At 71.0% G+C, this 15,908-nt stretch carries 14 protein-coding genes and 1 pseudogene; 3 read left to right on the top strand and 12 right to left on the bottom strand.

Annotated features, from left to right (window positions below; translation table 11 throughout):
- Positions 1-27: 27 nt before the first annotated feature.
- Together Adu01nite_RS06865 and Adu01nite_RS06860 are read right to left on the bottom strand one after the other, a co-directional pair.
- A pseudogene (locus tag Adu01nite_RS06865) lies at positions 28-1,047 on the bottom strand (S1 RNA-binding domain-containing protein); the annotation flags it as partial.
- A gap of 317 nt (positions 1,048-1,364) precedes the next feature.
- Entirely contained in the window at positions 1,365-1,970 is a 606-nt protein-coding gene (locus Adu01nite_RS06860) for a TetR/AcrR family transcriptional regulator (protein ID WP_203725683.1), read from the bottom strand.
- Positions 1,971-2,178: 208 nt separating this feature from the next.
- Here Adu01nite_RS06860 and Adu01nite_RS06855 point away from each other — a divergent pair, with 208 nt between their 5' ends.
- Positions 2,179-3,753 (top strand): CocE/NonD family hydrolase, encoded by a 1,575-nt coding sequence (locus Adu01nite_RS06855; protein WP_203725682.1) that lies wholly within the window; start codon positions 2,179-2,181, stop codon positions 3,751-3,753.
- A 30-nt stretch (positions 3,754-3,783) separates the two neighbouring features.
- Here the strand turns inward: Adu01nite_RS06855 and Adu01nite_RS06850 are convergent, their stop codons facing one another.
- The 7 genes from Adu01nite_RS06850 to glgX all read right to left on the bottom strand — a co-directional run bounded on the left by Adu01nite_RS06850 (position 3,784) and on the right by glgX (position 11,760).
- Positions 3,784-4,566 (bottom strand): class I SAM-dependent methyltransferase, encoded by a 783-nt coding sequence (locus tag Adu01nite_RS06850; RefSeq protein ID WP_203725681.1) that lies wholly within the window; start codon positions 4,564-4,566, stop codon positions 3,784-3,786.
- Complete coding sequence (locus tag Adu01nite_RS06845) at positions 4,563-5,654, bottom strand: alpha/beta hydrolase (RefSeq protein WP_203725680.1); 1,092 nt, start codon at positions 5,652-5,654, stop codon at positions 4,563-4,565. Before Adu01nite_RS06845 ends, Adu01nite_RS06850 begins: the two co-directional genes overlap by 4 nt.
- Positions 5,651-7,063, bottom strand: a complete 1,413-nt coding sequence (locus Adu01nite_RS06840; protein WP_203725679.1) for an MFS transporter — start codon at positions 7,061-7,063, stop codon at positions 5,651-5,653. The genes Adu01nite_RS06845 and Adu01nite_RS06840 overlap by 4 nt, the downstream gene beginning before the upstream one ends.
- A gap of 61 nt (positions 7,064-7,124) precedes the next feature.
- Positions 7,125-8,333: a lanthionine synthetase LanC family protein gene (locus tag Adu01nite_RS06835; protein WP_203725678.1), complete on the bottom strand. Its 1,209-nt coding sequence runs from the start codon at positions 8,331-8,333 to the stop codon at positions 7,125-7,127.
- A 116-nt stretch (positions 8,334-8,449) separates the two neighbouring features.
- Positions 8,450-9,082 (bottom strand): class F sortase, encoded by a 633-nt coding sequence (locus Adu01nite_RS06830; RefSeq protein WP_239132188.1) that lies wholly within the window; start codon positions 9,080-9,082, stop codon positions 8,450-8,452.
- 2 nt (positions 9,083-9,084) lie between these two features.
- On the bottom strand, positions 9,085-9,528 hold the full coding sequence (locus Adu01nite_RS06825; protein ID WP_203725677.1) for a hypothetical protein: 444 nt from the start codon (positions 9,526-9,528) through the stop codon (positions 9,085-9,087).
- Between the two features lie 123 nt (positions 9,529-9,651).
- Positions 9,652-11,760: a glycogen debranching protein GlgX gene (gene glgX / locus Adu01nite_RS06820; protein WP_203725676.1), complete on the bottom strand. Its 2,109-nt coding sequence runs from the start codon at positions 11,758-11,760 to the stop codon at positions 9,652-9,654.
- Positions 11,761-12,145: 385 nt separating this feature from the next.
- Between glgX and Adu01nite_RS06815 the strand changes: the two genes are divergently transcribed.
- Together Adu01nite_RS06815 and Adu01nite_RS06810 are read left to right on the top strand one after the other, a co-directional pair.
- Complete coding sequence (locus Adu01nite_RS06815; protein WP_203725675.1) at positions 12,146-13,081, top strand: SMP-30/gluconolactonase/LRE family protein; 936 nt, start codon at positions 12,146-12,148, stop codon at positions 13,079-13,081.
- Positions 13,082-13,162: 81 nt separating this feature from the next.
- Entirely contained in the window at positions 13,163-13,582 is a 420-nt protein-coding gene (locus Adu01nite_RS06810) for an MmcQ/YjbR family DNA-binding protein (RefSeq protein WP_203725674.1), read from the top strand.
- Positions 13,583-13,683: 101 nt separating this feature from the next.
- On the opposite strand, the gene Adu01nite_RS06805 is transcribed toward Adu01nite_RS06810, so the two are convergent.
- The 3 genes from Adu01nite_RS06805 to Adu01nite_RS06795 form a co-directional block, all read right to left on the bottom strand.
- Positions 13,684-13,953: a flagellar biosynthetic protein FliQ gene (locus Adu01nite_RS06805; protein WP_203725673.1), complete on the bottom strand. Its 270-nt coding sequence runs from the start codon at positions 13,951-13,953 to the stop codon at positions 13,684-13,686.
- Between the two features lie 90 nt (positions 13,954-14,043).
- Positions 14,044-14,667 (bottom strand): maleylpyruvate isomerase N-terminal domain-containing protein, encoded by a 624-nt coding sequence (locus Adu01nite_RS06800; RefSeq protein ID WP_203725672.1) that lies wholly within the window; start codon positions 14,665-14,667, stop codon positions 14,044-14,046.
- 22 nt (positions 14,668-14,689) lie between these two features.
- Positions 14,690-15,874, bottom strand: a complete 1,185-nt coding sequence (locus Adu01nite_RS06795; protein WP_203725671.1) for a hypothetical protein — start codon at positions 15,872-15,874, stop codon at positions 14,690-14,692.
- Positions 15,875-15,908: the final 34 nt, after the last annotated feature.

Raw genomic sequence — 15,908 nt, 5'->3', positions numbered from 1 at the left:
TCCCGAGACTCCCACAGCCGTCCGTCGCTACAGGCCCAGGCCCGCCTCACGCCCGGCCAGCACCTGACGGCCGTGCGCCTCCCAGCGCTCACGAGCGTCCGAGTACTGCTGCTCCCAGGCGTCGCGCTGCTCGTCGTACCCCTCGCGCCAATCGCCGGTCTCCGGGTCGAAGCCCTCGGGGTAGATGTAGTTGCCGTCGTTGTCGTAGGTGGCGGCCATCCCGTAGAGCGTCGGGTCGAAGTTCTCGTCGCCCTCCTGGTAGGCCTCGGTCGCCTGGCGCAGCGACAGCGAGATGCGCCGCCGCTCCAGGTCGATGTCGATCACCCGGACGAAGACCACGTCGGCGGTCTGCACGACCTGCTCGGGGGACTCGATGTGACCGCCGGCCAGCTCGGAGATGTGCACCAGACCCTCGATGCCGTCGTCGACCTGGACGAACGCGCCGAACGGCACCAGCTTGGTGATCCGGCCGGGCACGATCTGGCCGATCTGGTGGGTCCGCGCGAAGTGCCGCCACGGGTCTTCCTGGGTCGCCTTCAGCGAGAGCGACACCCGCTTGCGCTCCTGGTTGACGTCGAGCACCTCGACCTCGACCTCCTGGCCGACCCGCACCACCTCGGACGGGTGGTCGACGTGCCGCCAGGACAGCTCGGACACGTGCACGAGGCCGTCGACGCCGCCGAGGTCGACGAACGCGCCGAAGGCGACGATCGACGAGACCACGCCCTTGCGGACCTGGCCCTTGGCGAGGCGCTCGAACAGGCCGGTGCGCGACTCGGTGCGGTGCTGCTCCAGCCAGGCGCGGCGGGACAGGACCACGTTGTTACGTGCCTTGTCCAGCTCGATGATCTTGGCTTCGAGCTCGCGGCCGACGTACGGTCGCAGGTCGCGGACGCGGCGCATCTCGACCAGCGAGGCGGGCAGGAAGCCGCGCATGCCGATGTCGAGGATCAGGCCACCCTTGACGGCCTCGGTGACCGGACCGCGCACGACCCCGTCCTCGTCCTTGATCTTCTCGATGGCCGCCCAGGCTTCCTCACGGGCGGCCGCGGCGGGATCAGGCGCAGCGGACTCGGGTGCGGCGGACTCGGGTGCAGCAGGATCGGGTGCAGCGGGATCGGGAGCATCAGGCTCATCGGCGGCGGGCTCAGGGGCAGTGGCGTTTTCCGGCGACAGAGCGACGTCAGGCTCGGATGAGGCTGCGGTCTCCGGCGTAGGAGCGATCTCGGTTGAAACAGCTACCTCCGGTGGAGGACCGGCTTCGGTTGACGGGGCGATCTCGGGCAGAACGGACTCCGGCGCCTCGGTTTCGGGCACCACTGCATCGGGCGAGCTCATCGACTATCCCACCTGTTCGTCGAACATCAGAGCTTACCAATCCGCAGTGGCGCCTCGGAAGGCGACGAAATGGGCCGGAATACGCCGTCTAGTGCCAGGTCGATGGAACGGCCGGCGGCCGCCACCGCCTCGGCATGGCTACGTGCACCCTCGACGACGCCCTCGACCATACCGAACAACAGAACCAGGTCGTCAGGGACCAGATCGGCTCGTACGTGTCCGAAGTCCTGCGCGCGCCGCAACGGCTCGGCCAGAACCCCGACCAGGCGGCGCAGGAACCGTCCTCGGGTGGCCGCGTCGAGCCGCCGGGCGAGCTGCACCAGGGGCCGCATGGTGACCTGGGCGCGCAGGATCTCGTTGAGCGCGGTGCGGAAGGTGGCCGGCGATTCGAGGCCGGCCGCCACGCAGCGCTCGAGCTGATCGATGAGGTAGCCGATGACCGCGGTCGCGAGGGCGGTCCGGTCGGGGAAGTGGCGGTAGAGGGTGGCCTGGCCGATCCCGGCCCGGCGCGCGATCTCCGGCATCAGGACGCTGTTCTGGTCGGTTTCCATCAACTCGCACGCCGCCTGCAGGATGGCGGTCCGATTGCGCTGCGCGTCCCGGCGGCGCGCCGGCTGAGCACCGTAGAGCACCGCGACCTCCCCTTTACATTGGTTACTCACCAGTAAAGTGACCAACGTTACTTGCCAGTAACGATAATGTCATGAAGTTCAAATTCTCGGTACCTGCTCTTACGCTCCCGGCACCGGAGCGCTCCGGCACAGCTCCCACTCTCGCCTCCGGGCGCGGCGACACCAGCCACCCAGGTTTCGTCGCGCCCGTCCGTCCCGAGGAGTGCGCATGGTGCCGCGCCCCACATCCCTGCTCGCCTGGCTGCTGTCCACCCTGGCGGCGATCGTTCTGATCGGGGCCGGCCTTCCCGGCCCGGCCGCAGCCGCGGCCACCACCACCGGCGTCAAGTTCGTCGACATCCCCGGCGACGGCGTGACGCTCAAGGCCAACGTGGTCGCCCCGGCCGCGGCCGGCAGCTACCCGGCGGTCGTCTTCCCGTCCAGCTGGGGCCTCAACGACGTCGAGTACATCGCGCAGGCCACCAGCATGGCCGCCGCCGGGTACGTGGTGGTCTCCTACACCCCGCGCGGCTGGTGGGCGAGCGGCGGCGAGATCGACACCGCGGGGCCCGCGGACATGGCCGACCTGTCCAAGGTGCTCGACTGGACGCTCGCCAACACCCCGGCCGACCCGGCCCGGCTCGGCACCGCCGGCGTCTCCTACGGCGCCGGGATCAGCCTGCTCGGCGCCGCCTTCGACAAGCGGATCCGCGCGGTCGCCATGCTCAGCGGCTGGACCGACCTGAACTACTCGCTCTACAGCGACCAGACCCGGCACCTGCAGTCGGCCGGCCTGCTCGGCCTGGCCGCCCAGCTGGTCGGGCACCCGAGCGCCGAGCTGACCACGATGCTCGGCGACTTCACCGCGAACCGGAACATCGCCACGGTGATGGAGTGGGCCAAGGTCCGCTCGCCGGCCACCTACCTCGACCGGATCAACGCCAACGCGCCGGCCGTGATGATCGCCAACGCGTGGGGCGACACGTTCTTCCCGCCCAACCAGCTCGCCGACTTCTACGGCAAGCTCACCACCCCGAAGCGCCTCGAACTGCGCCCCGGCGACCACGCCATCGCCGAGCTGACCGGCATCCTCGGCCTGCCCAACGACGTGTGGACCAGCGTCCGCGGCTGGTTCGACCGCTACCTCAAGAGCGACGCCAACGGCACCCAGCCGGGCAAGGTCTACCTGAAGCCGGACAACGCCGCCGCCGAGACCTGGAGCAGCTGGGGCGCGCAGACCACCAGCACCAAGCGGTACGGCCTGGGCGCGATCCGTTGGTACGACGGCACCGGCCTGCTCGGCGGCAGCCCCACCACCGGCTGGTCGAAGAGCCTCCCGAACGACCTGGACACGGTCGCGAACGGCGGCGTGGTGCTGCTGACCAACGGCATCAGCGCGTTCACCGGGCTGCGGCCGACGATCTGGCTGCCGTTCGTCGACCGCAACCGGGCCGGGGTCTGGGCGGCCGAGCGGCCGTCGACCGCGCTGAAGGTGCGCGGCATCCCGAAGGTGCACCTCAACCTGACCGGGACGGCCGCGAACGGGTCGCTGGTCGCCTACCTCTACGACCTCGACAGCCTCGGCAACGCCGCGCTGCTCACGCACGCCCCGGCGACCTGGCTGTCCGGGACGGCCGGCAGCCGGACGCTGGACGTGTCGCTGTCCGCGGTCAACTACGACGTGCCGGCCGGGCATTCGCTGACCCTGGTCGTGGACACCGTGGACCCGCTCTACTACGACGCCAACAGCGCCGGCACGATCACCGTCGCCGGCGGTTCATACCTGGACCTGCCGGTCAAATGACCTCGGGGCTGATCCTGGCGGACGCCAGGATCAGCAACGGGCGATGACCAGCCGCACCTTGGTGGTGAAGTCGAGCGGATGGGTCAGCTCGGCGGCGAGCGCCGAGATGGCGAGGGAACGCCGCTCGACCGGGATCAGATCCACCAGCTGGCGGCCGGCGTGCGAGCCGATCCACTCGTACAGATGGGCGGCGTCGTTGAACGCGCTGCCGACCTCGGCCTCGCGCACCTCCACCGCCGCGTAACCGGCCGCGAGCACCGCCTCGCGCAGGCTCTCCGCCGAGTCGAACATCGGGTGATACCTGCGCTCCGGCGGTGCGTCCGCGAAGCGGGCCATGATTTTCAGAGCCTGGGCATAGCGCGGGTCCTGCTGGGCGAAACAGCTGAAGCCCAGCCGGCCTTGCGGCTTCAGAAGCTTGCGGTACGCGGTGAGCGCGGCCGGCGGGTCGGGCAGGAAGAACAGCACCAGGCCCGACGTGATCAGGTCGAACGAGCCGGCCGGGTACGCCGGGTCCTGCGCGTCGCCCAGCTCCACGACGACCTGGTCGAGGCCGGTGGTGGTGGCCCGGCTGCGCGCCACCATGCCGGGCGCGAGATCGATGCCGGTCACATACCCGCTCGGGCCGACCGCCTCGGCCACCGGGGCGAGGACCGCGCCGGTGCCGCAGCCCGCGTCGAGGACGTGCTCGCCCGGCTGGGGCGCGACGGCCCGCACCAGCTCGGCGGCGATCGGGCGGAAGAACTCCACACCGACGTTGTCGTAGGCCTCGGCGGCTTCGTCGAAGACTTGAACTATCGGAGAGAGGTCCGTCATCGAACAAGCATGTCAGCTTCGCGCACCCCCGGCTCGGCGGGTGCCCGCCAGGTGGTGCCGGTGGTGACCGCGGCGAGGAAGCCGGCCAGGTAGTCGACGGTGATCGGCAAGGTGCCCGGATCGCCGACCGGAAGCAGCATCCGCACCGGCGCGGCCAGCCAATACGACCCGTAGTCGCTGAAGTCGAAGTGCCGGGCGGCGGGCAGCGTGAAGGCCCAGGAATCGTTGCCGCCGCCGAAGATCGCCCGGGCCGAGGCGTCGCCCGCGGCACCGTCCACACCGGAGCTGAGCAGCAGCCGCGGCTTGTCCAGGCCGTCGGTGACCACCTGCCCGTACGGGGTGCCGTCCAGGTCGGCGGCGCCGCGGCAGTGGTCGTCGGTGCGGCACGCCTCGAGGGCGGCCGCCCCGCCGAACGAATGGCCCAGGTAGACGACCCGGGCGGCGTCGGCGTGCGCGCCGAGCAGCACCGCGACCCGCCCGGCCGCGAATCGGGCGTCGGCCGCCCAGACCGTAGCGAGCCGGTCGCCCCGCGGCCCGGACAAATCGCTCGGATTGCCCGCCGCGGACGCCCGGACCGGCTTGCCGCCGAGCACGGTGAGGTTCGCGCTGTAGGTGGGGGTCACCCCGGCCACCAGGTAACCCCGGCCGGCGATCCGGGCCGCGAGGGCCGCGTACTGCGGGGCCGAGAAGCCGAGCCCCGGCATCAGCACGACGATCGGGAACGTGCCGGCGGCGAGCGGCGCCTCGTCGTACGTCCCGGTGTCGATCCGGTCGAAACCGGTCTGCGCCCAGCCGAATCGGTGCAGCCCCGACCAGGCGCCCGGCGCGTACGCGGACGGGGTTCCGCCGGTGGCCGCGGCCGGGTACCACAGCATGATCGACAGGACCCGCGGGTTGCCGCCGACCGGCGCCAGCTCGTCGGTGCGGGACCGGTCGGCGAGCTCGTGCACGGCCCGGCCGACCCGGAACGTCCCGTCCGGCGCCAGCGACACGGTGTGCCGGGCACGGTGGCCGAGGAAACCGGCGTACGCCCCGGCCAGAAGAAGCACCGCGGCCGCCGCCGCGGCCAGAACCCGCCTGATCGTCACCCGGCTATTTTGGCCGCCACCGGCGGCTCGGCCGGCACCGCCGCGCGCTCGATCGTCGAGCGCGCCCACCGCCCGGTCGTCACCAGGCCCAGGACCAGCACCGCGACCCCGAGACCGGAGATGATCCACCAGCCGGCGTGGCTCGCCTGCGCGAACCCGGCGCCGGTCCCGGTGGCGACCGCCGCGCCGATCACCGCGACGCCGAGCGCCCCGCCGACCTGCCGGCTGGTCGACGCGATCGCGGCCGCCACCCCGGCCTGCTCGCGCGGCATGCCGGACACCGCGGTGTTGGTGATCGGCGAGTTGACCATCGAGAATCCGAACCCGAACAGCACATAACAGACCATCAGCTGCCAGACCGGGGTGTCCGCGGCGAGCCGGGTCATCGGCAGCATCCCGGCGATGAACCCGATCCCGGCCAGGGTGAGCGGCAATCTGGTGCCGCGCGCCGCGACCAGCCGGCCGGAGATCGGCGCGAAGATCGCGGTGGTGGCGGCCATCGGCAGCGTCCACAGCCCGGCGTGCAACGGGGTCAGACCCCGTACGTCCTGCAAGTAAATCGAATTGAGGAAGAGGAAACCGGCGAGCGAGGCGAATGCCGACACCGCGATCAGGGTGGCGCCGCTGAACGGCACGCTGCGGAAGAACCGCAGCTCCAGCAGGGGTTCCGCCTGGCGCGGCTCGTAGATCAACAGAGCGGCCACGGCCGCCGCGCCGACCAGGAAACACCCGAGGATCCGCGGCGAGCCCCAGCCGGCGGTCGGTCCCTCGATGATGCCGTACGTGACTCCGGCGAGCGCCAGGAAGACGAAGACCTGGCCGGCCGGGTCGAGACGGCGTGGGTGCGGCGCCCGCGACTCCGGGATGAACTTCGCGGCCAGCAGGAACGCGGCGATGCCGACCGGCACGTTGACCCAGAAGATCGCCCGCCAGCCGAGCGTGTCGACGAGCAGCCCGCCGAGCAGCGGCCCGACCGCCATGCTGAAGCCGACCACGCCACCCCAGACGCCGATCGCCCGGGCCCGCTCGCGCGGTTCGGTGAACGTGTTCGTGATGATCGACATGGCGACCGGGTTGAGCATCGACCCGCCGATCGCCTGCACCGCCCGGAACGCGATCAGCCAGCCCAGGCTGGGCGCCACGCTGCAGAGCAGCGACCCGGCGCTGAACAGCACCAGCCCGGTCTGAAAGATCCGCCGCCGCCCGATCCGGTCGGCGGTCGACCCGGACAGAACCAGGAGGCTGGCCAGGACCAGGGTGTACGCATCGATGGTCCACTGCAGCCCGGAGATGCTCGCGCCGAGATCCGCCCGCAGCGCCGGCAGGGCGATGTTCATGATCGTGGCGTCGAGCCCGACGATGAACAGGCTCATGCAGCAGATGGCAAGAACCAGGTAGGGGCGGCGCATCCCTCAGTTCTACCCGAATGCTGCATCATGCAGCCTGTTAGTTAGCTCTCCAGGCTGTGGTTCACAGCCAGGGCAGCACTGGGCCGCTGCCGGGGGTGTCGAGGCGGGCCAGCCAGCCGGCGACGCCCGCGCTGCCCTGCATGAATCCCGGCTCCGGCGGCAGGTCGGGCGGGGTGGCGGTGTGCTCGACGTTCGACCAGGTCACCCCGGCCGGGGTGGTCAGCCGGCGGGCGATCACGTCGTCGGCCAGCCGCTGCGACCAGGCCAGCAGTGAAGGGTCGCCGGTGGCGTGGTGCCGGTTGAGCAGCACCTGGCCGACGCCGGCGGTGCCGCAGCAGCGGGCGACGTTGTCCCAATAGCCCGGGTACAGGCGTTCCGGGATGCGGCTGTCCCGCAGCCCTTGCAGGCAGGCCTCGATGCCGCGTCCCCAGCGCGGATCCGGCACCAGCGTGTCGAGCAGGGCGAACAGTCGCAGCGTGCCGGTCGGCCCGTGACACCAGCCGAAGTTGACGGTCGGCCGGTCCGGCTTCGGCGGGATCAGCAGCGGCACCGCCCACCCGCCGCCCGGCTGGTGCCCGAGGGCGAGCAGCCCGTCCGCCGCGCGGACGGCAACGTCGATCAGATCGGTCCGGCCGAGCGTCTCACCCACCCTGGCCAGGGCGTACGCCACTCCGGCCGTGCCGTGCGAGAAGCCCGGCAGGAGGTGCTCGTACTCCGGCGTCATCATCATCTGCCAGTGCAGCCCGTCCGGGCGCTCAAGGGCCAGCCCGGCCAGGCCATCGGCGAGCTTCACGGCCGCCTCGGCCACGGCCGGGTCGGCACAGTCGTCCACCAGCGCGAGGAGGACACCGGCGTCGCCGGAAATGACATCGGTGCAGCGCGCCGGGTCGTCGTCGCGACGCCGCATCCGCTCGGCGACGGCCGCCGTCACGGTGGCCGCGGCCTTGCCGGCGGCCTCGTCCCCGGTGACATCCGCCCAGGCCCGCAGCGCGACCGCGACTCCCGGCCACCCCTCGAACAGCCCGTCCTCGATCTCGGCGCCGTTGCTCGCGATGTGCAGGAGGCGGTCGCGCGCACCGGCGGCCACCCGGGTGACCGCGCCGCACGCTCCGGCGGACAGGGCTTCGGTGCAGCCGAGCAGGACACTCGCCGTACCCACGTAAAGGTCGTCGGAGGGTTTTCCGTCCTCCGCCCAGCTCAGCCCGCCGTCGGCGGCGACCGCCACCGACTCGATCCAGGCGAAAGCCTGGCCCACCACGTCCCCCGACACCGCGCTCACCTCTGATTCAAATGCGGAAACGGCTCATCCGGTACGCCCACACCCGGCCCCGATCAGTCGCACCGGCCCATGCTCGCACGGCCGCCGACCGGCAGGTCGGCCGCTGATCAGCGGGCGGTGACCACGACGTTGGAGCGGTAGGTGGCCCGGCTGCGGTCGAACGATCCGCCGCAGGTGACCAGGCGCAGGCCCGGGTACGGCACCGGGCCGTACACCAAGTCGGTGGGGAAATCGGACTTCGGGTAGAGGCCGACGGTGACGACGTGGAACGTCGCGGTCGTGCCGTCGGCGCGGCGGACCGTGATGCTGTCGCCGGGCTTCAGGGCGCCCAGCCGGTAGAACACCGCCGGGCCGTCGCTCGCGGTGTCGACGTGGCCGATCAGGACGGCGGCGCCGATCTCGCCCGGCGTCACCGAATGTTCGTACCAGCCGGCCGGGGCGTCGCCGTCCAGCGGCGGCACCTCGACCGTGCCGTCGCGGTTGAGGCCGAGCCGGACCAGCCCGGTGTGCACCTCGATCGCCGGGATGTCGAGGTGCACGGGGACCGAGGACGGCATGCCGGCGTCGGGCGCCGGCTCGCGCCGTGGCTCGGCGAACGGCACCGCGGCGGCCACCGGGGCCGGCGGCGGCTGCCATGGTGTCGCGGCCGCCCGGGCCCGGAGCCCGCCGGCGACCAGCGGGGCGCCGGTCAGGGCGAGAACCATGGCCAGCGCGGCAAGCCGCGGGCGGGCGACCTCCAAGGTCAGGTCCGCCTCGACCGGCGCAGCGCGAAGCCGCCCGCTGCCATCGCCCCGATCAGCAGAACGCCACCGGCGAGGATCGCGAAGCCGCCGCCGTCATCGGCCGGCCTGCCGCCACCGGCGTCGACCCCGCCCTGCGGTGCTGTCGTGGTCGGGCTCGCGGTGCCACCGACCGGGGTGGTCGACGGCGGCGGGCTGGTCGTCGACGGGGTGTCCGTAGGAGTCACGGTCGGGGTCACCGTCGGTGTCGGGCTCGTCGTGGCCACCGTGGGTGGTGTCGTGGCCGACGGGCTGCCGTAGCCGGTCGGGGTGTCGTCGTCTCCGCCGCCGCAGAACGCGAGCAGCAGGATGATCGCAATGATGATCGCGATGATCAGGGCGACCAGAATCGCCACGCGGCGGTTCCGGGACGGCTGACCCGTCGTGGGTGGCGCGCCTTCCGGCATGGCCAGATCCTTCCGCGTGGACAACTGGGCGCCATAGATGATAGGGAATGCGCAGCCCCATGCCTGTCGCGTTGCCGACCCGGCCCGGCCGTTCAGCCGGACGGGGTCAGCGCCGCCGCCGGCTCAGTATCGGCAGCGGAGCACCTCGAGGGTGTGGCCGGGGACGTCCACCTGGGTGCCGGCCCGGGCGGTCCTGCGCCGCTTCGCCAGCAGCGGGTCGGCGGTGTTGATCACGACCTCCCAGGTCCGGCCGAATTCCTTCGGTGGCAGCGTGAACGAGACCTGATCGCCGAGCGGATTGAACAGCAGCAGGAACGATTCGTCGATGATGGCCTCGCCGAGCGCGTCGCGTTCCGGAATGCCGTGCCCGTTCAGGTAAACGGTCATCGTCATGCCGCTGCGGGCGTTCCAGTCCTCCTCGGTCATCGCTTCGCCGTCGCGGCGCAGCCACGCGATGTCCGGAATCTTGGAATCGCCGACCGGGTCGCCGGTGAAGAACCGGCGGCGGCGGAAGATCGGGTGTTCGGCGCGCAGCTTGGTCACCTGGGCGGTGAACCGGGTGAGCACGTCCTGGTTGCGGGCGTCCTCCCAATCCACCCAGGACAGCTCGTTGTCCTGGCAGTAGACGTTGTTGTTGCCGTGCTGGGTGCGGCCCAGCTCGTCGCCGTGCGCGATCATCGGGACGCCCTGGGACAGCAGCAGGGTGGCCAGGAAATTGCGTTTCTGCCGTTCCCGCAGGGCCACGATCTCGGCGTCCTCGGTCGGTCCTTCGACACCGCAGTTCCAGGACCGGTTGTGGCTTTCCCCGTCCCGGTTGTCCTCGCCGTTCGCGCCGTTGTGCTTGTCGTTGTACGACACCAGGTCCTGCAGGGTGAACCCGTCGTGCGCGGTGACGAAGTTGATGGACGCGATCGGGCGCCGGCCGTCCACCTCGTACAGGTCGGAACTGCCGGTGAAGCGGGACGCGAACTCGCCGAGGCTGGCCGGTTCGCCGCGCCAGAAGTCGCGTACCGAATCCCGGTATTTGCCGTTCCATTCGGTCCAGAGCGGCGGGAATCCGCCGACCTGGTAGCCGCCGTCGCCGACGTCCCACGGCTCGGCGATGAGCTTGACCTGGGAGACGATCGGGTCCTGGTTGACCAGGTCGAAGAACGCGGCGAGCCGGTCGACCGAATGGAATTCGCGGGCGAGCGCGGCGGCCAGGTCGAACCGGAATCCGTCGACGTGCATCTCGGTCACCCAGTAGCGCAGCGAATCCATGATGAGCCGCAGCGATTCGTGGTGCCGCACGTTGAGGCTGTTCCCGGTGCCGGTGGTGTCGTAGTAGTACTGCTTGTCCTCGTCGACGAGGCGGTAGTAGGCCGGGTTGTCGATGCCCCGGAACGACAGGGTCGGGCCGAGGTGGTTGCCTTCGGCGGTGTGGTTGTAGACGACGTCCAGGATCACCTCGATGCCGGCCTGGTGCAGCGCCTTCACCATCGACTTGAACTCCTGCACCTGCCCGCCGTGCCCGCCGAACGAGGCGTAGTCGTTGTGCGGCGCGAAGAATCCGATGGTGTTGTAGCCCCAGTAGTTGGTCAGACCCCGGTCGACGAGCGTGGAATCGTGCACGAACTGGTGCACCGGCATCAATTCGACGGCGGTCACGCCGAGCTTCTGGAAATGCTCGATCATGCGCGGGTGGGCGAGCCCGGAATAGGTGCCGCGGACGTCGTCGGGAATGCCCGGGTGGCGCATGGTGATGCCTTTGACGTGGGTCTCGTAGATCACCGTCTCCCAGAACGGGATGCGCAGCGGCCGGTCGTTGGACCAGTCGAAGAACGGGTTCACCACGACGGATTTCTGGGCGAACGGCGCCGAGTCGCCGTCGTTGCGCGACAGCGGATCACCGAACCGGTAGGCGAACAGCGCCTCGCTCCACTCGTTGTGCCCGTCGATCGCCTTCGCGTACGGATCGAGCAGCAACTTGTTCGGATTGCAGCGCAGCCCGGCCGACGGATCGTACGGCCCGTGCACCCGGTATCCATACCGCTGCCCCGGCACGATCCGCGGCAGATAACCATGCCAGACGAGGGCCTCCCGCTCGGGCAGATCGACGCGCGTCTCGTTCCCGTCGTCGTCGAACAGGCACAACTCGACGCGGTCGGCCAGCTCGGAGAAGAGCGCGAAATTGGTACCGCCACCGTCGTAGGTGGCGCCCAGCGGATAAGGGTTGCCCGGCCAGATCTTCATACCCGCACTGCTTCCCACAAGTCCCCCCACGCAAAACCGGCCCGAACCCGGAGTCAAGCCCGTCACGGACGGTTACGCAAGCCGAACGATCAAGATCACGATGTCGTGCCTGGGTGGTGGGTCCGGACCGTCGCTCCCGCCGGGACGCGACCGGCCCGAGCAGGGCGCTGCGCGCCCAGAACGCTCGACCCGCCCGCGCGGCCTGCGTGCGCACCACGCTTACTTCACAAGCTAATTCATGCCCGTCGTTGTCTCAGTTGCCTTTCCTATCAATCAGAACATCATTAATTTCCGTTCAGGGCTGGACGAAAAGGACCACAATTAGGCAGTATCGAGCGCGCCCCGGCCGGATTCCCCCGCGCCGCCGGAGAGGAGACCCCCGCAAATGCGACGCCGATCAGTGCTCGCCCTCTCCACCACGATTTCCGGCGCATCGGCGCTGGCCGCGTCCCCGGCGTTCGCGGAGGCCGGCGGCACGTTCCCCGGCGTCATCACCCTGCCCGGCGGCTTCGCACCGGAGGGCATCGCGATCAACGGCCCGTTCGCCTACCTGGGCTCCCGGGCCACCGGCTCGGTCTACCGGGCCGATCTGGCCACCGGCACCGGCGAGATCATCTACACCGGCCCCGGCACCCCCACCAACGGCCTGGAGATCGACGGCCGCGGCCGGGCGTTCCTCTCCGGCAATACGGGCGGCGACATCCGGGTCGTCTCGATCCACACCGGCCGGTTGCTGGCCTCCTACCAGGTGACCGCGGCCGGTTCGTCGTTCCTCAACGACGTGGTCCTGACCCGCGACGCCGCCTGGTTCACCGACTCGTTCAGTGCGACGCTCCACCGGCTGCCGACCCCGCCGGACGGCGGCCTGGGCGCCGAGGTCACCGCGCTGCCGCTGACCGGCCTGACCGTCACCGCCGGCACCATCAACCTCAACGGCATCTGCGCCACCCCCGACGGCCGGGCGCTGCTGGTCGTGCAGTCCAACACCGGCCTGCTGTTCCGGGTCGACCCGGCATCCGGCGCGGCCACCCCGGTCGACCTGGGCGGCGCCACCGTGTTCAACGGCGACGGCCTGCTGCTGGAGGGCCACATCCTGTACGTGGTGCAGAACCGCCTGAACACCGTGCAGGTGTTCACCCTCAACCGGCACGGCACCGCCGGCATCTGGACGACCACGATCGCCGACCCGGCCTTCGCCGTCCCGACCGCGGCCGCGTCCTTCGACAACCGCCTCTACGTCGTCAACGGCAAGCTGACCACCCCGATCGCCCCCGATGTCGGGTACGACGTCATCGCCGTACCCATAACCTGGACAGTCTGAGTCCGCGGCCCCGGTGCCGGCTGGTTCCGCACGACATAGCGATGTGGCCGGCGCCTCGCCGGGATCCGTTACTGTCGGCGCATGTCGGGTCCTGGAGACGTGCCACCGGAGATCCTTGGCCGGTTGCGGCCGATCTGCCGGGAGCTGCCGGAGGCGTACGAGGAACTGGCTTGGATCGGCATCCGCTGGCGGATCCGCACGCGGACCATCGCGCATGTCTACGTTCCCGACCTGGAACGTTATCCGGTCTACGCCCGGCACATGGTCGACGGCGAGACGCCGACCGTGATGACGTTCCGCGTACCCCTCGAAGACCTGCTCGGTCTCACCGCTCCAGGCTTCCCCTACTTCAAAGCCCCCTGGGGCGACGACGTCGCCGGCGCCGTCCTCGGCGACCACACCGACTGGACCGAGATCGCCGAGCTGATCACCGACAGCTATTGCGAGATGGCCCCGAAGTTCCTGGTCGCCCGGGTCACGCTCCGGCCGCCGGGCAGCTGAGGTGGAGCCCCTGGATCAGACGCCCCTGGGACCGCACCGCCGGCTGAGCGGAAATGCGAAGGGCCGGTCCGCATGCGGACCGGCCCTCGTGACGGAGTGGTTCAGCTGAGGAGCATGGGGAGCTTCTCGAACAGTTGCTGGGTGAAGGTCACCATCTCGTGCAGCATCCAGTTGCCCGAGAACAGCAGGGCAGCGCCGCAACCGGCCGCCTTCGGGACGAAGGCCAGGGTGGCTTCCTGGATCTGGGTGACCGACTGGAACAGTGAGATCGCGAAACCGACCGCCAGCGCGGTCAGCAACACCGGAGCGCACATTTTCGCGGCGATCGTCATGGCCTGCAGGCCCAGCTCAACAATCATCGTGTCGGTCATACCCATCATTTCGGGCGTTCCGGGCCCGCGGGTAGTGCTAACCGGTCGCAGAACGGTTGCATTCGGGTTCGCGCCGCCGAAAACCTCACGTCAGACGATGGAGAACTTCGGCGGCAGCTCACCCCGGCCGGTCAGGGCGCGCAGCAGCATCTCACCCTCGCCTACGGCGATGGCCACCCGAGCGGCGCGGGCGGTTGCCTCGGCGACGGCCTCGGGCGAGAAGTTATGGGGTACGCCGGTGGCAGCGGCCAGGTCGATCCCGTGCACCACCAGCTCGAACGTCCGGGTCGGCAGCCAGTCGCGGACCCGCATGCCACCCGCCGCGGTCAGCACCACGTCGTCGTCGGCGGCCGTGGCGACCGCCTGGGTGGCGCGGCCCGCCAGCTCCCGGATCGCGTCGGCCGGGTCGTCGCCGAGCACCAGGCCGGTCGCGTGCGCGTCGTCGCCGGAGGCGGCCACCGCGGCGGCGTAGATGTCGGCCGGCACCTGGCGGGCGAGGGCCCAGTAGCCCTCGGCCGAGGACACCACGATCTCCCCGCCCGGCGTCGTGAGAACCACCGGCACCTGCCGCAACGCCGAGCTCACGGTGTGCCCGACGAGCTCGCGGACGGTCCAGTCGCCGAGGCCGGGGCCGTCCCACTTGTCGGCCGGCACCCGGGACACGAGATCGACATAGGTGACGGCGGCCGAGCGGTAACTCCGTCGAAAGTCCATGGCGCCCATCTTGCCCCGCCGGTCATCCGTGGCGGGGCGGCCACTCGTCCGGCGGGTTCTCCGCCCGGTGGTGGTGGCCGGCCGGGGGCTGCTCCGAGTCCGGGGAGTCCGGGGCCGCTGCGGGCGGCTCCGGCTCCTGCAGCCAGGCCGGCCGCCGCAGCCGGCTGGTCGTCTCGTAGGAGTGCGGCTGGTCGGCGTGGATGTCCCCGCTGGGGTGCGTGTCGTGCCCGGCGACCTGCTGGCCCCCGGGGGACGGCTCGGCGGGCGGTTCGTACGTGCCGAACCGCTCGCCCGGGTCGTAGTTGCTGTAGCGGTCGGCCGAGCTGTAGCCGCCGGAGTGCCGGCCGGGTGACTCGTGCCGGCCCGGCGTGGTGGGGAACCGCTCCTCGGGTTCGTAGGCCGCATACCGCTGGTCGGAGGCGTGGTCGTAGGGCTCGTTGTGCCCGCCGGAGTGCCGCCCGGGCCGCTCGGCGGAGGGAGGAGCGGCGGGCGGAGCGGTGGGCGGCGTGGGAAGGGCAGGCGGCTCGGAGTGCGTGCGCGGCCATCCGGGCACCGGCGAACCGCCCGGCGGCTCCGCCGGCGCCGATCCGTCACCGAGCATGCCCCACGGGTTGCCGGCGGCGCCCGGGGCGGGCGGACGGCCGCCCGCCCCGGACGGGGTCACGCCGTGCAGGAAGCCGGGCGGCTTCGGCGGCGGGCTGCCCGGTGCGGTCGGGGGCAGCGCGGGCAGCCCCGACGGCATCGGTGGCCGCGGCGACATCGGGCCTTCACCGCGGGTCGGCGGGAGCGTGTGCGGCGGCAGGTTGGCCAGCCCGGACGAGCCGCGGGCGCCCTCGTCGACGGGCGCGTCGCTGCCCAGCGGGGCCGGCGGCGGCGGGAACGGCGTCAATGGGGTGGGGGCGGCCGGGGCCGCGTACACCTGCGGGGTGAAACCGGCCGCGAAGCGCCGGGATCTTGCTCGTTTGCGCTGCCGGAACATGTGCACCACCAGCACCACCGGCGCGGCGAACGCGTAGTAGAGGACCCAGACCTTCGCCGGATCGGCGACGATCAGGTAGGTCGCATAGCCGAGGAAGCCCACGGCGAAGACGCCATCGGCGATCCGGCTGGAGACCGGCTGATCGAAGCCGCGGACGGCCAGGACCGAGAGCAGCAGGCCGCTGATGACCAGCAGCCCGACGTAGGCGTGGAATGCGCCTTCCGACATGGGTGACTCCCGCTATCAGGTAGGACTCTTCCAC

Source organism: Paractinoplanes durhamensis (genome assembly GCF_016862175.1).
In the GTDB taxonomy this organism is placed as follows: domain Bacteria; phylum Actinomycetota; class Actinomycetes; order Mycobacteriales; family Micromonosporaceae; genus Actinoplanes; species Actinoplanes durhamensis.
This window is presented reverse-complemented; position numbering and strand designations above follow the sequence as displayed.

What these genes read in the sequence shown, in the direction of transcription:
- Adu01nite_RS06855 (WP_203725682.1), top strand. Translation starts at nt 2,179, where the DNA reads ATGGTGCCGCGCCCCACATCCCTGCTCGCCTGGCTGCTGTCCACCCTG.
- Adu01nite_RS06850 (WP_203725681.1), bottom strand. Translation starts at nt 4,566, where the DNA reads ATGACGGACCTCTCTCCGATAGTTCAAGTCTTCGACGAAGCCGCCGAG.
- Adu01nite_RS06840 (WP_203725679.1), bottom strand. Translation starts at nt 7,063, where the DNA reads ATGCGCCGCCCCTACCTGGTTCTTGCCATCTGCTGCATGAGCCTGTTC.
- Adu01nite_RS06825 (WP_203725677.1), bottom strand. Translation starts at nt 9,528, where the DNA reads ATGCCGGAAGGCGCGCCACCCACGACGGGTCAGCCGTCCCGGAACCGC.
- glgX (WP_203725676.1), bottom strand. Translation starts at nt 11,760, where the DNA reads ATGAAGATCTGGCCGGGCAACCCTTATCCGCTGGGCGCCACCTACGAC.
- Adu01nite_RS06815 (WP_203725675.1), top strand. Translation starts at nt 12,146, where the DNA reads ATGCGACGCCGATCAGTGCTCGCCCTCTCCACCACGATTTCCGGCGCA.
- Adu01nite_RS06810 (WP_203725674.1), top strand. Translation starts at nt 13,163, where the DNA reads ATGTCGGGTCCTGGAGACGTGCCACCGGAGATCCTTGGCCGGTTGCGG.
- Adu01nite_RS06805 (WP_203725673.1), bottom strand. Translation starts at nt 13,953, where the DNA reads ATGACCGACACGATGATTGTTGAGCTGGGCCTGCAGGCCATGACGATC.
- Adu01nite_RS06800 (WP_203725672.1), bottom strand. Translation starts at nt 14,667, where the DNA reads ATGGACTTTCGACGGAGTTACCGCTCGGCCGCCGTCACCTATGTCGAT.
- Adu01nite_RS06795 (WP_203725671.1), bottom strand. Translation starts at nt 15,874, where the DNA reads ATGTCGGAAGGCGCATTCCACGCCTACGTCGGGCTGCTGGTCATCAGC.